This window comes from Streptomyces sp. NBC_01635, assembly GCF_045209715.1.
In the GTDB taxonomy this organism is placed as follows: Bacteria; Actinomycetota; Actinomycetes; order Streptomycetales; family Streptomycetaceae; genus Streptomyces; species Streptomyces hirsutus.
In genome coordinates this window covers 7,278,261-7,291,440 of sequence record NZ_CP109277.1, presented here as the reverse complement: position 1 = coordinate 7,291,440, position 13,180 = coordinate 7,278,261, and the positions used below count along the sequence as shown (strand labels likewise).

Here is a 13,180-nt window from a genome sequence, read left to right as displayed (position 1 = left end):
TGCATGACCTCTGAGCGACCTGAGCGATCCGAGCCCTCGGTGCCCACCGCCACGTACCGGCTGCAGTTGCAGCCCGACTTCCCGTTCGCCGCCGCGGCGACCGCCGTGCCGTACCTGGCCTCGCTCGGCGTGTCCCATCTGCACCTGTCGCCGGTCCTGGAGGCGGTGCCGGGCTCGCGGCACGGCTACGACGTGGTGGACCCCGCGCGCGTACGCGAGGAACTGGGCGGCGAGCAGGCGCTGCGGGACCTGTCGCGCACCGCGCGGGAACACGGTCTCGGCCTGGTCGTGGACATCGTCCCGAACCACATGGCGATGTCCCCGCGCCACAACCGGGCCCTGTGGGAGGTACTGCGCGAGGGGCCCTCGTCGCGCCACGCGCGGTGGTTCGACATCGACTGGGAGGCGCAGAGCGGTCAGGTGCTGCTGCCGGTGCTGGGCGGACCGCTCGGCGCCGAGCTCGACCGTCTGAAGGTGGACGGCGATGTGCTGCGCTACCACGACCACGCGTTCCCGCTGCGCGAGGACACCGCCCACCTGCCGCTGCCCCAGCTTCTGGACGCCCAGTGGTACCGCCCCGTGTGGTGGCGGCTGGCCCGCACCGAGCTCAACTACCGCCGGTTCTTCAGCATCTCCGAGCTGATCGGCGTGCGCGTGGAGGACCCCGAGGTGTTCGAGGCCACCCACGCCAAGATCCTCCAGCTGCTGCGCGAGGGGGTCGTCGACGGGCTGCGGGTCGATCACCCGGACGGGCTCGCCGACCCGGACGGGTATCTGCGGCGGCTGCACGAGTCGACCGGGGGCCGCTGGACCGTGGTGGAGAAGATCCTCGCTGACGGCGAGCCGCTTCCCGCCTCCTGGCCGGTCGCGGGCACCACCGGTTACGACGCCCTGCGGCACGTGGACGGCCTGTTCACGGATCCGGCGGGGGCCGGGGAACTGCTCGGTCAGTACCGGCGGTTCACGGCGCCGCAGCCGGACCGGGGCGGCGAGTGGAAGGCGACGGTGCGGCGGGCCGCGTACAAGGTGCTCACGCACGAGCTGGCCACCGAGGTCGACCGGCTGACCCGGGTGGCCCACTGCCTGTGCACGGCCTCCCCCGAGCCCGCGCTGCGCGACCGCGCGCCCTGGGCCCTGCGCACCGCGCTCGAGGAACTGCTGGTCCGGCTCGAGGTGTACCGGCCCTACGCGTCCGTGGACCCGGCCGGTGTGGTCACCGAGGAGGCCGCGGCCGCCGCCCGGCGCGCCTTCGCCGTCCCCGAGGAGGCCGGGGCGGTGGACGTCGTACGGGATCTGGTGCTCGGGCGGTACGGCGACGGGCCGGGGCAGGTGGAGTTCCGTACGCGGTTCGCGCAGACCGCGTCGGCGCTGCGGGCCAAGTCGGTGGAGGACACGGCGTTCTACCGCTACGTGCCGCTGCTGTCGGCGACGGAGGTGGGCCACAACCCCGGCGCTCCGGCGCTGTCCCCGGAGCGGTTCCACGCGCACTGCGCGCGCGTGCAGCGCGACTGGCCGGCGACCGGCACCGTCGTCTCCACGCACGACACCAAGCGCAGCGCCGATGTGCGGGCCGCGCTCCATGTGCTCACCGAGTGCCCCGGACCGTGGGCGGACGTCCTGGCGGAGGTGACCCACGTCGGCGAGGGCGTACCGGACCCGCAGCTGGCGTGGGCGGCCTGGCAGACGGTGTTCGGACTGGGCCCGGCCGATCCGGAGCGGGTGACGGGCGCCCTGCTCAAGCACGTGCGCGAGGCGGGCATGCACACGAGCTGGACGGAGCGGGAACCGGCGTACGAGGAGGCGGTGGCCCGGTTCGTGGCGGCGGGGCCGTGCGGGGCCACGGGCGAACGGGTCGCGCGGTTCCGGGCCTCGCTGGAGCCGTACATCCGCGCGAACGTGCTGGGCGCCGCCCTGGTCCATCTGACGATGCCGGGCGTGCCCGACGTCTACCAGGGCACCGAGTCCGAGTACCGGGCCCTGGTGGACCCGGACAACCGGCGCGCGGTGGACTTCCCGGCCGGAGAGACGGACGGCAGGGACGGCAGGGACGGCAGGGACGGCAGGGACGGCAGGGACGGCGCGGACGATGCCGACGACGGCGACGGCAGCGGCAGCAGCAGCAGCAGCGGCAAGGCGGCGGTGACACGGGCCGCGTTGCGGTTGCGGGCGCGGCGGCCGGAGGTGTTCGGCGACACGGCGTCGTACGAGCCGCTGGCCGCCGAGGGCCCCGGGGCGGCGCACTGCGTGGCGTTCGTGCGGTCCGGTGCGGTGCTGACCGCCGTGACCCGGCTGTCGCTGCGGCTGACGGAGGCGGGTGGCTGGCGGGAGACCCGGCTGGCGCTGCCACCGGGCCGGTGGGCCGACGTGCTGGAGCCCGGACGGGGGTTCACCGGGCACGCGCGCGTGGCGGAGCTGTTCGAGCGGTCACCGGTGGCACTGCTGGAACAGGTCGGGGAGCCGGGCGTGGCGTAGGACCGTGCCCCGGGTGGGACACGGCCGTGGAGGTGCCGGTCCTATGCGCCGTGTGCACCCCCTTCGGCCTCCCCCGTCGCACCCTTGACACCGGTCCGCGGCCGTGGGGTACTGCGGTGTGCGACGACGGGGATTGACGGGGGGTGGGTCTCCTGCCGGAGCTGCGCCACCCGACGGTGGCCGAACTCGTTTCCTCCTCCCGCGCGCTGACGGCCCGGCGGCCCGACCTGTGCGTCCTGCGGGAGGTGGGACTCTCCCGCGCGGGGCGGCCGCTGCACCTGCTGTCCGTGGGCCACGCCCGGCGCGCCGTGCTGGTGGTCGCGGGTGCCCATGCCAACGAGCCGGCCGGCGGGGGCACCCTGCTCGCGCTGGCCCGGCGGGTCGTGGCGGAGCGGGAGCTGCGGGACGAGACGTCCTGGCACTTCCTGCTGTGCGCGGACCCCGACGGAGCGAGCCTCCATACGGCGACGGACCCGGACAGCCTGTACGACTATCACTTGGGATTCTTCCGTCCCGCCGGCCGGGAACAGCCGGAGTGGGCCCCGTCGGTCCTGCCGCCCGACCGGCTGCCGCCCGAGACCCTGGCCCTGACCGGGGTCATCGACGAGCTGCGGCCCTACCTCCAGGTGTCGCTGCACGGGACCGATCTGGGCGGCAGCTGGGTCCAGTTGACGAGGGACGTGCCGGGGCTCGCCGAGCCGTTCGGCAAGTCCGCCGCGGAGCTGCACATCCCGGTGGAGACGGGCGCCTCGGACGCGGCGGGCTGGCCGGTGTCCGGTCCCGGGGTGCGGGTGATGCCCGCGGCGGAGGCCGGTCCGGTGTATCCGAGCCTGCCGGACGACGCGCGGCACAGCACCTGGTACCGCCCGCACCGGTACGGCGGTCTGACGGCGGTCGTCGAGGTACCGATGTGGGCCGGCGGCCTGGTGGACGATCCTGAGCCGCATCCGGCTCCGGCCGAGGCGCTGCGGCATCTCGCGGACCGGCTGCTGCGGGACGCTCGCGAGGTGCGGCAGGTGCTGGAGGAGGTCCGGCCCGGGGCCATGGAGGGCGCCGGTACCGCCGGCGGCCCGCTGCTGCGGGCGACCACCTGGGGGCTGGAGCTGGTGCCGGGACTGGCCGGAGACCTGGTCCGCACCCGGCCGCCCGACGGCACCAGGGCGTACGTGAGCAGCGTGGACGCGTTCACGCGCCGGGTGCCGCTGCGGGCGGCGGCGATGCTGCGGCGGGAGCTGCGGGAGAGCGAGCCGCACGCGGCGGCGCGGCTGGAGCGCCTGGTCGCCTTGTGGAGCGACTCGTTCGCCGTGCGCTTCCGGGCCCGCCGGGTGCCCGTGGCGCACCAGGTGGAGCATCAGGTCCGCACGGTCGTGGCGGCGGCGCTGCACGCCCGCGCGGGTACGGGGACGGGAACGGGCTGAATCGCCCGCTCCCACGACCTCAGGAGGGCTGCGTCCCGTCCAGGGCGAACACGGAACCGGTCCGGGCCTCCATCATGCACCGGTTCGAGAAGGTCTCCGTGTACTCGACCGGCTGTCCCCGCCACTGCCCGTGCGCGTGTGCGGTCACCGGGGCGTAGACCATCGGACAGTACGTGTCCCGGGCCGGAATGCCGGTGATGCGCCCGTTCACCGCGGCGAGTTCCGCGCAGGCGTCGGCCGCGCGCGGATGGCCCTGGGGCGGGTCGCAGAGGAGCAGGTGGCCGGATGCCGTTCCGGTCCGGGTCTCGCCCCGGTCGACGCCGAGGACGAGCCAGGTGTCGGAGGTGTCGGCGCCCCGGGGGCCGGGGTCCGCCTGTGCGGGAGTGGGGGCGAGGCAGGCGAGGAAGGCGGTCGCCGCCAGCAGCGCGCCCCGTACCGCTTTCAGTGAGGTGTACGTCATTCCGGATGCATCGGCACGACGGTGCCGGAACCCCAGCCCGGCTCACCCGAACGGGAAGATGTGCCCGGGTGCCGCACGGCCGGCTCGAACACGGCGACCACGACCCGTGTCCGGTACTCGACCTGACGTGCGACCGGGATCCGGCGTGTCTCGCAGACGTCCCGGTGGTCGGCGCACCGCGCGCCGATGAGCCGGTCCGGTTCCGGCAGCACCCCCGCCGGAACACGGCCGTCGGTGGTGACCGGTCGGTGCAGCGGTCCCGCGGTGCGCAGCGCCGGCCGACGGCCGACGACGGTGAGCGCGGTCGGCCGGGCGGTCTTCATGGGCGGGAACGGGCGGCCGCCCCCGTCGCCGGTGCCGGGGTCCCCTGTGCCGTGCCCGGGGCCGGAGAGCCCGGCGCCGCGGGCCCTGGTGCCGGGGTCCCAGGCGTCGGTGAGTCCGGGGCAGATCGGCACATGGTCGTCGACCGGGGCGAGCAGCCGCGCCGGGGGTTCCCGGTCACGAGGGCGGCGGCCCGCGCGCCCGGCTCGTCGGCGGTCGGACGGCGCAGGAAGGACGTCAGGGCACACCTCCACGAAGTGGCGCCGTCGGCTCGCCACCTCACCCTTCACGGGGAGTGCGCCGGACGCCTGCAGTGAGTCACCGCTTCGGGGGCACGTCAACACCATGGAGAACAAAGGCAGTTCGACGATCTTCCAGCGCGCCCGTGGACGCCGCGGTCCGTCCGGCCGTGTGCGGACGGTCAGTTCGCCGTGAGCCGGTACGTCATCCGTCCGAAGCCGATCTGGTCGCCCTCCCGGACGACGGCCGCGCCGACCACCCGACGCCCGTTCACCGTCGTGCCGTTGGTGGAACCGAGGTCCCGCAGCACCCACAGGCCGCCCTGTCTACGGAGTTCCGCGTGCACGCGGGAGACCGTTTCGTGGTGGAGCCTCAGCCCGTTGGCGGGGTCGCGCCCGATGCGCAACGGGTGGGCGGTCGCCGGATGGGGCAGCATCAGCTTCGGCAGCCGCTCGGCCCGCCATGCCCCGCGCAGCCGTACCGTGAACCCGGAGACAGCCTCCACGGAGGAGAACAGCAGGCGCGAGAAGCGGCCCTCGGTGGGCAGGTCGGCGGTGAGCGGGACGAGCTCCTCGGGGCACCGCGCCGCGAGCGCCAGCTCCATGCGCCGGATGAACGTGTCGTGGGACAGCCGCCCCACCGCGGCGCCGTCCCGCAGTACCTTCAGCGCCTTGTCGCGCTCCACGTCGGAGAGCCGCGCGGGGTACGTGTTGAACTCGAATGACGACGTCACGCTGCTGATTGTCGGCCAGTACGGGCCGGACTGTCCAGGAGACGGCCGAAGCACCGCACGGCCGTCCCCGCTCCCGACGCGGGGACACCCGCCGCAAAGGGAACATTCACCGGCGGATCGCTCTCCGATGCCGCACGATGGACGAGCTACATCACGGTGAGCAGACGAAGGGGAACCGTCCGTGCAGTTCGAGGTGTGGGCACCGCAGGCCGACGACGTGACGCTCCAGTGCGACGGCGTCACGCGCCCTTTGGCGCGCGATCCGGAACGGGAGGGGTGGTGGCGGGGTGAGGCGGACGCGCGGGACGGCTCCCGGTACGGCTTCGCGCTGGACGGCGGGCCGGTACTGCCCGATCCGCGCTCGCGCCGGCAACCGGACGGGCCCGACGGGCGGAGCGCCGTCGTCGACCACGACGCGTTCGCCTGGCGCGCGGCCTGGGACGGGCGCCCGCTGCCCGGCGCCGTCCTGTACGAACTGCACGTGGGCACGTACACGCGCGAGGGCACGTTCGACGCCGCCGCCGAGCGGCTGGAGCATCTCGCCGGGCTGGGCGTCACCCATGTGGAGCTGATGCCGGTGTGTCCCTTCCCCGGCCGCCACGGGTGGGGGTACGAGGGGGTCTCCCTGTGGGCGGTGCACGAGCCGTACGGGGGACCCGAGGCACTGAAACGGTTCGTCGACCGGGCGCACTCCCTGGGGCTGGGCGTCGTCCTCGACGTGGTGCACAACCACCTGGGGCCCTCCGGGAATCACCTTCCGCGGTTCGGCCCGTACTTCACCGACACCCACCACACTCCGTGGGGCGCCGCCGTCAACCTGGACGCCCCCGGCTCGGACGAGGTGCGGACGTACCTCGTGGAGAGTGCGCTGGCGTGGCTGCGGGACTACCGGATCGACGGGCTGCGTCTGGACGCGGTGCACGCGCTGGCGGACACGCGCGCCTACCCCTTCCTGGAGGAGCTTGCGGCGGCCGTGGACGCCCTGTCGGCCGACACCGGCCGGCCGCTGTTCCTGATCGCCGAGTCGGACCGGAACGACCCCCGGTACGTCACGCCCCGCGCGGACGGCGGTCACGGACTGCACGCACAGTGGAACGACGACTTCCACCACGCCCTGCACGCCGCGCTGACCGGTGAGTCGCAGGGTTACTACGCCGACTTCGCGCGTGCCCCGCTCGCGGCGGTCGCCAAGACGCTCTCCGGCGGCTTCTTCCACGACGGCACGTACTCCTCGTTCCGCGGCCGGCGGCACGGGCGGCCCCTGGACCGTACGCGGATCGCCGGGCACCGCCTCCTCGGCTACAGCCAGACCCACGACCAGATCGGCAACCGGGCCCGGGGCGACCGGCTGGCCGCGCTGGTCTCCCCCGGCCTGCTGGCCTGCGCCGCGACCCTCACCCTGACCGCTCCGTTCACGCCGATGCTGTTCATGGGCGAGGAGTGGGCGGCGGGCACCCCCTGGCAGTTCTTCACCGACCACACCGACCCCGAACTCGCCGAGGCCGTGCGCGACGGCAGACGACGGGAGTTCACGGCGCACGGCTGGGCCGCGGGGGACGTGCCCGACCCGCAGGACCCCGCCACCCGCGACCGCTCCTGTCTGGACTGGTCGGAGCCGGAACGCGAGCCCCACGCGCGCGTGCTGGCCTGGTACCGGCAGCTCGTCGCGCTGCGTCACGCGCAGCCGGACCTCCCCGACCCCGACCTCGCCGACACCAGGGTGGTCTTCGACGAGGACCGGCGCTGGCTCGCCTTCCGGCGCGGGGACGTGCTGGTGGCCGTGAACCTGGCCGGTGAACCGGCCGCGATCGCGCTGGGCGCCCCGCACGCGCGCGTACTCGCCGCCTGGGAGCCCGTCGGGACGCCGGGCCCGGACGGAGTGCTGCACCTGCCCGGCGAGTCCGCGGTGGTGCTGCTGCAGCAGTGAGCGCCCGGGGCACACGGCTCGGACGTGTGGCTATGGCATGTCGTCCGCGCCGCGGAGGTCCGTCACCCGCTCCAGCAGGATCGCCTCCCAGGCCCGGCGCAGCCGGACGCGCAGCAGTGGCGGCAGCGGGCCGGTGACCCCGCCGCCCAGCGCCTCGGCGAGGTGCAGGATCGCGTCGCAGCGGGCCAGCCACAGGCCGCGCAGGCAGGGGCGGGCGCCGTAGCCGGCGAGGGTGGCGGCGCGTACGGCGGCCGGGGAGCCCACGGCGAGCGCCAGGCCCGCGATGTCCTCGGCGGGGTCGCCGACCACCGCCCCGGCCCAGCCGAGGACCCCGCGCACCCGGCCGTCGGCGCTGACCACGAGATGCGCGCCCGTGAGGTCGTGATGGACGAGGACCGGCGAGCCGGACTGGGCGGTGAGCTGAACGGCGGCGGAGGGGGTGAGCTGCCGCATGCGGTGGGAGGCGAACTCGTCGGCGTCGGCCAGCCGTTCGGCGGCCTCTGCGGCGGCCCGGCGCAGGGACTCCAGGGAACGCGGGGGGACACGCGGCACGCCGAGCGTCTCCGCCTGCCGCACCGGTACCTCGCGCAGCCCGGTGAGCAGCCCGGCCAGATCGGTCTCACCGACGGCGGAGACCCGGTGCTCCTCCGCCGACCCGCCGGCCAGCCTGGTGTCCAGGGTGCAGATCAGGCCCGGCGCCCACTCGCCGTGCGCCACGCTCGACGGCACCGCGACCGGGATGTGCGGGCGGACGAGTTCCCGCAGCCGCAGCTCGCGGCGCCGTCGGATGCTCGTCTCCCGGTCGAGCGCGAGGCGCAGCACCTGCCGGGTGCCGACCCACCAGGTGGCGGGTCCGGCGTCCTCGCCGACGGGCCGCACCTTCGGTCCGTCGTCGGTCTCGCCGTCCCTCTCGTCCTTGAGGAGGGTACGGACCAGCCGGCGGACGATGTCCGCGGTGGGTGTCGGTGCCTGGGTCATGGTCGCGCCGCTGTCGTTCGGTGGGCGGGGAGGGGACGTCGGGGCCTTTCAGTCCACTATGACCGTCTCCCCCGCCGCACGCTCCGTACGCTCCGTACGGGGGCGAGCCGCGTCGTGGGCGGCGGTGCGGGACGCGGCACCGGGTGTGGTGCGGGACGCGGACGTACTGCCGGTCATCCGGGCCTCCCGGGGCAGGTACAGGGGTTGTGTGCAGCATCCTGCCCGGCGGGCGGGGGCGGCGCGAGCCGATGGGCCGTGTTCGTCCGGATGAGGCACTTCAGGTCGTGCCGACTCCGGCGGTGCCACTCCCCGGTGTTCGGGCGACGAAGCCGGGGACGGCCGTGAGCTGCTGGAAGCCGCCGCTTCGGTGGCGCACCGTGAGGGTAACCTCGGCACCCGGTCTCGCCCGGAGGGCCGCGCGCGCCAGGTCGGCGGCCGTGTCGGTCCGGGTCTCGCCGAAGGCGAGGAGCACGTCGCCCCGCACCAGGCCCGCCGAGAACCCCGGACCCGGCACCTGCACGCCGGCCACCAGGGCCCCCGGCCCGTGGTCGTCCACGACCTCCACGCCGAGCCTGGCGACGACGGGCGCGGACGCCGGGGCGGGGGCGACCCCCTCCCCCGACGCCACCGACAGCCCGGGCGCCCTGGACGACCCGGGCGCCCCGGGCGATCCGGACGGCACGTCAGCGCCCGCGAATCCCGCCCGGCGCTGCACCCCGGCCAGTCCGTCCGCGCCGACGACCGTGGCCCCCGTCGCCCCGACACCCACTCCGGACAGCACCAGGACGGTGCCGAGGAGCATCGCGAGCAGTGTGGCCCTCAGCCGCCGCCCCCGCCGCCGCGCGGCATGCGAACGCGGCCGGCCGGAACCGCACCGGGCCCCGGGCCCGCCCCCATTCCCTCCCCCGCTCCCGTCCCGGCCCGCGCCCCCGCCCGTGTCTCCGGTGCCGGCGCCGGCCGCCCCACGGCCAGGCATCGGCTTGGGTCGCAACGCAGTCTGTTCCATGGATCGCCTCCGCCGGAGTGCTACCCGGATCGACGGGGGCCGACGAGCCACGAAAGAGTGAGACTGACTTCCCCTCAGGTGCGGGTGGCCATGGGCACCGCGGGTGTGCGCTCCGGCAGGAAGCCGTGGACCCGGCCCGAGAGCCACGCGTCCTTGTAGCGGTTCACGCTGCGGTGCCAGTGCAGGATGCCCGCCATCCAGTTCTGCAGGTCCAGCACGTAGTCCCGCATGATCGCGCGCGCCTCCCGGGACAGCCCGAAGTCCTCGTACAGCACGGGTAGTTCATGTGCCACGACGTGCTCGAACTGCTCCATGCGCCGGCTCATCAGGTCGTGGACGATGCCGAGCGCCTTCGGGTAGTCGCAGCCGAAGAAGTTCTGCACGACGAGGATCGCGTTGTGGACCTCGCCCTCGAACTCGATCTCCTTCTGGTACGAGAAGACGTCGTTGAGGAGGCAGGCGTAGTCGATCGCCGCGTTCTCCAGGGAACGGACCGGGCCGCTGCGGTAGACCTCGGGCGGGACGGCGGGGCCGTGGCCCGCCCGGCACAGGCCGAGAGTGAGGTCGGAGCCGAAGGTCTGCCGGCGCATCTCCAGGTAGTCGACCGGGTCGGGCACGCGGTGCACGATCTGGTTGCCCAGTTCCCACAGCCAGCTCTCGGTCATGACGTTCACGGCGTTCTTCAGCGGGACCCGCGCCTTGGGTGTCATGCCCGCGGTGGTGCGGGCCCACAGGTCGGCCAGGGCCCGTTCCATGGCATTGGCCGCCGGGGGCACCGGTTCGGCGTCGACGGGCATGCAGTCGGACAGGCGGGCCGTGGTCAGCCGGGCGGTGGCCAGGTCGCGGCGATGGCCGTAGACGAGCGGGTAGTAGTCGTCGCCGTAGGTGCCGAAGGCGAGCCACTGCGCGCTGATGTCGAGGGCCTCGGGAGTGGCGTCCGGGTCGAGTCCGGCGGAGCACAGGGCGAGGTCGTAGGCCTCGAGCTTGTCCTCGTCCCACACGCCTTCGCTCAGGATGCCCGTCCGGTGGCACCAGTCGACGAGGGCGCTCCGGGAGGCGTCGAGGTGCGGGCTGAGCGTGAGCGGGAACGGCATGCGGATGTCGGGGATCAGGGACGGGCCGACCTTCTGGTACGGCACATGGGTGTGCGCCCGCAGTCTCCCCCACTGCCCGGACGGCGTGGGAGGTGCCCCCGTCGCGCCCGCGGCGGCGAGCAGTCCGGGCACGTCGGCGGCCGAGGTGCCCGCTCCGGACAGGCCCGCCCACGGGGTGGTCCGCCGGGCGCCCTCGTTCATGTACCGGCTGGAGCGCATGTGCCATTCGTGGCCGCCGGACTGCCAGTCCTGCAGCCCTTTCGCGTACGCCGCGACGGCCACGACCTCGTGCGGGGCGAGGCCCTTCTCCAGGGCGGCCGCGGGCACTTCGGTGAACGCGGTGTGCTCGAACTGGTGCAGCCGCGAGGTGAGGATGTCGTTGACGGTGTCGGCGGCCTGCTGGGTGGTGCAGCCGAAGAAGGTCTCCAGGACGAGGACGCCGTTGCTGTTTTCGCCCTCGTCCTCGACCTCGCGCTGGTAGGAGAACAGGTCGTTGCGCAGGTGCACGGCGTCGGAGAACGTCTCCATCAGCACCCTGAGCGGCCTGGTTCCGGCGACGGCTGCGGGCACTTCGGCGGTCGCGTACTCGACGAGCCCCGCCGACCACGGGGCGCCGCCCACCTTGCGGCGCATCTCGATGTACTCGACGGGGTTGGCGATCCGCCCCTCGTTGATGTTGGACAGCTCCCACAACGACTCGTTGAGAAGGTGCTCCGTGGCGACGGCGAACCGGGCGCGCCAGTCCTCGGACATCGCGGGCACGGTGCGCGCCCACAGGTCGGCGAGGCCCGCCTCGACCGGGTTCTGCGGCTCGGGCACCGGGGTCGCCGGGTCCAGCGGCATGAACAGCGGCAGCCGGTCCAGGTGGGCCTTGCCGCCCTCCCGGTCCTGGCTGCGTTTGAACAGTTCCAGGAAGTGGTCGTCGAAGAAGAAGACCCACACGTACCAGTCGGTGATCAGGGAGAGGGCGGGCCCGTCGCAGTCGGGGTGGGTGTAGGCGCAGAGCAGGCCGTAGTCGTGCGCGTCGAGATCGGCCTGCTCCCAGACTCCGGATCCCTCCAGCATGCCCATCTCGCGCGCCCACACCGACGAGTGGGCGCGGGCCTCCTCGAGATGCGGGTTCAGCCGCGCGGGGTGCGGCAGGTAGAAGTGCGGAAGTACGAACGGCTGGGTCATGGCCCGGCACTACCCGTGGGCCCGGGACGGCATCCACCGGCCCGGACATGATCACACCATCGCGTGAACCCTCCCTGAAATGCTGAAATGCCGGAATGCGGGAGTGCCGGTGCGGGAGTGCCGACTGCTCGACGCCGCCACTCCGGTACGGACGTGCGGATCGCTACGCCCTCACCTGGATCAGGGCGTGGGTGCCGCCGGTGCGCCAGCGCTGCTCCTCGGCCGCGACCAGCGCCTTCTCCGTTGCGGGAGCCAGTCCGGTGACGACGTCGGACTTCAGGGTGCGCAGGGCGGCGACCGGGCCGGGGAAATAGCCGGTGACGTCGGTGAAGGGTGTGGTGGGCGGCCAGGTCCGGTCGCCCACCAGGCGGCGGTAGTTGAGGTCGCCCTTGACGACGGTGAGCGCGGCCCGGGCGAAGTCGGCGTGGAGGTCGTCGGGCATCTCCTCGTACGGCAGCGGTGAGCAGGAGAACGGGTGGGCGCGGAGGACGAGCCGGCCGTCGGACAGGGCGTCCCAGAGCCTGCGCCCGTAACCGGCCGCCGCTCCCTGGGCCTTGACCAGTCGGCGCAGCGCGTCGACGATGTCGGCGGTCGTGGCGTCGGAGACGTAGTACGGGTACGGCTTGACGTGCAGCACCGCCCGGCCGATGGTGCCGTGGTCCAGCAGGTGGGCGATGAGCAGGAGATCGGGGACGAGTTCGCGTCCGGCGTTGTCGGCGACCAGGACGAGGGTGCCCGCGCGGGAGGCGTCCAGCAGCGACCACAGCCGCTCGCTGTCGTCGGCGACCAGCGCGGGGACGGCTGCCGCGAGTTCGGTTCCCTCGGCGGAGAGCCGGAAGCCGAGGTCGGCGCGGTTGCCCCACAGGGAGCCGTGCAGCAGGGCCTGCCCCTGTTCGTCCGCGGACCGGCCGGCCAGGCCGTCGAGCGCGGCGAGTTCGTCGTCCGTCACGGATGAGTCGAGTTCGGCGTGTTTGGAGGGGCGGAAGGGGTCGATGCCCTGCCAGGGGCCGGGGCCGAAGTAGCCTACGGCTTGCAGCAGTTGACGGTAGAACCAGCTCTCGGACCACAACCAGGGCACGTCGTACCAGGACTGTCCGGCGTACGCGTCCATCCCCCAGGCCGTCCAGCGCTCCCGGTCGTGGGCGTCGACGGGGAGGGGTTCGATCGTGCCCTCGGTGCAGTCGGCCAGCAGGGCGTCGAGCGCGCGCCGCTGCTCGGGTTCGTACGGGAAGGCGTCGCGCACCTGCCGGATGATCGCGGGGTGCCGCTCGGCGAGCACGCTGTGCGGGAACGAACCGGGCCGGTTGCCGAGGATCACGGGAGCGGTGGGGGTGTCGGGCATGCGGCTCACCGTA

11 protein-coding genes are annotated in these 13,180 nt (G+C 73.9%); 3 read left to right on the top strand and 8 right to left on the bottom strand.

Going from position 1 to position 13,180, the window contains the following annotated elements:
• Positions 1 to 3 precede the first annotated feature (3 nt).
• Positions 4 to 2,472, top strand: coding sequence for a malto-oligosyltrehalose synthase (gene treY / locus OHB56_RS33915; RefSeq protein WP_406357502.1), 2,469 nt, complete (start codon positions 4 to 6; stop codon positions 2,470 to 2,472).
• A gap of 143 nt (positions 2,473 to 2,615) precedes the next feature.
• Complete coding sequence (locus tag OHB56_RS33910) at positions 2,616 to 3,890, top strand: M14 family zinc carboxypeptidase (RefSeq protein ID WP_326755537.1); 1,275 nt, start codon at positions 2,616 to 2,618, stop codon at positions 3,888 to 3,890.
• A gap of 19 nt (positions 3,891 to 3,909) precedes the next feature.
• Here the strand turns inward: OHB56_RS33910 and OHB56_RS33905 are convergent, their stop codons facing one another.
• The 3 genes from OHB56_RS33905 to OHB56_RS33895 form a co-directional block, all read right to left on the bottom strand.
• Positions 3,910 to 4,350 (bottom strand): SSI family serine proteinase inhibitor, encoded by a 441-nt coding sequence (locus tag OHB56_RS33905; RefSeq protein ID WP_326755536.1) that lies wholly within the window; start codon positions 4,348 to 4,350, stop codon positions 3,910 to 3,912.
• On the bottom strand, positions 4,347 to 4,949 hold the full coding sequence (locus tag OHB56_RS33900) for a hypothetical protein (RefSeq protein ID WP_406357500.1): 603 nt from the start codon (positions 4,947 to 4,949) through the stop codon (positions 4,347 to 4,349). Before OHB56_RS33900 ends, OHB56_RS33905 begins: the two co-directional genes overlap by 4 nt.
• Before the next feature lie 143 nt (positions 4,950 to 5,092).
• Positions 5,093 to 5,644, bottom strand: a complete 552-nt coding sequence (locus tag OHB56_RS33895) for a DUF1707 and FHA domain-containing protein (RefSeq protein ID WP_326755534.1) — start codon at positions 5,642 to 5,644, stop codon at positions 5,093 to 5,095.
• Positions 5,645 to 5,825: 181 nt separating this feature from the next.
• Between OHB56_RS33895 and treZ the strand changes: the two genes are divergently transcribed.
• On the top strand, positions 5,826 to 7,571 hold the full coding sequence (gene treZ / locus OHB56_RS33890; RefSeq protein ID WP_406357497.1) for a malto-oligosyltrehalose trehalohydrolase: 1,746 nt from the start codon (positions 5,826 to 5,828) through the stop codon (positions 7,569 to 7,571).
• Between the two features lie 30 nt (positions 7,572 to 7,601).
• Here treZ and OHB56_RS33885 read toward each other — a convergent pair whose 3' ends face one another.
• From OHB56_RS33885 to OHB56_RS33865, 5 genes are all read right to left on the bottom strand, one after another.
• On the bottom strand, positions 7,602 to 8,549 hold the full coding sequence (locus OHB56_RS33885) for an aminoglycoside phosphotransferase family protein (RefSeq protein WP_406357495.1): 948 nt from the start codon (positions 8,547 to 8,549) through the stop codon (positions 7,602 to 7,604).
• 48 nt (positions 8,550 to 8,597) lie between these two features.
• Complete coding sequence (locus tag OHB56_RS33880; RefSeq protein WP_326755531.1) at positions 8,598 to 8,726, bottom strand: hypothetical protein; 129 nt, start codon at positions 8,724 to 8,726, stop codon at positions 8,598 to 8,600.
• 100 nt (positions 8,727 to 8,826) lie between these two features.
• Positions 8,827 to 9,351 (bottom strand): PDZ domain-containing protein, encoded by a 525-nt coding sequence (locus OHB56_RS33875; RefSeq protein ID WP_326755530.1) that lies wholly within the window; start codon positions 9,349 to 9,351, stop codon positions 8,827 to 8,829.
• Between the two features lie 278 nt (positions 9,352 to 9,629).
• A complete protein-coding gene (gene cyc2, locus OHB56_RS33870; RefSeq protein ID WP_326755529.1) occupies positions 9,630 to 11,825 on the bottom strand; it encodes a germacradienol/geosmin synthase Cyc2 in 2,196 nt (731 codons plus the stop codon).
• 163 nt (positions 11,826 to 11,988) lie between these two features.
• Positions 11,989 to 13,167 (bottom strand): damage-control phosphatase ARMT1 family protein, encoded by a 1,179-nt coding sequence (locus tag OHB56_RS33865; RefSeq protein WP_406357492.1) that lies wholly within the window; start codon positions 13,165 to 13,167, stop codon positions 11,989 to 11,991.
• Between the last annotated feature and the right edge of the window lie 13 nt (positions 13,168 to 13,180).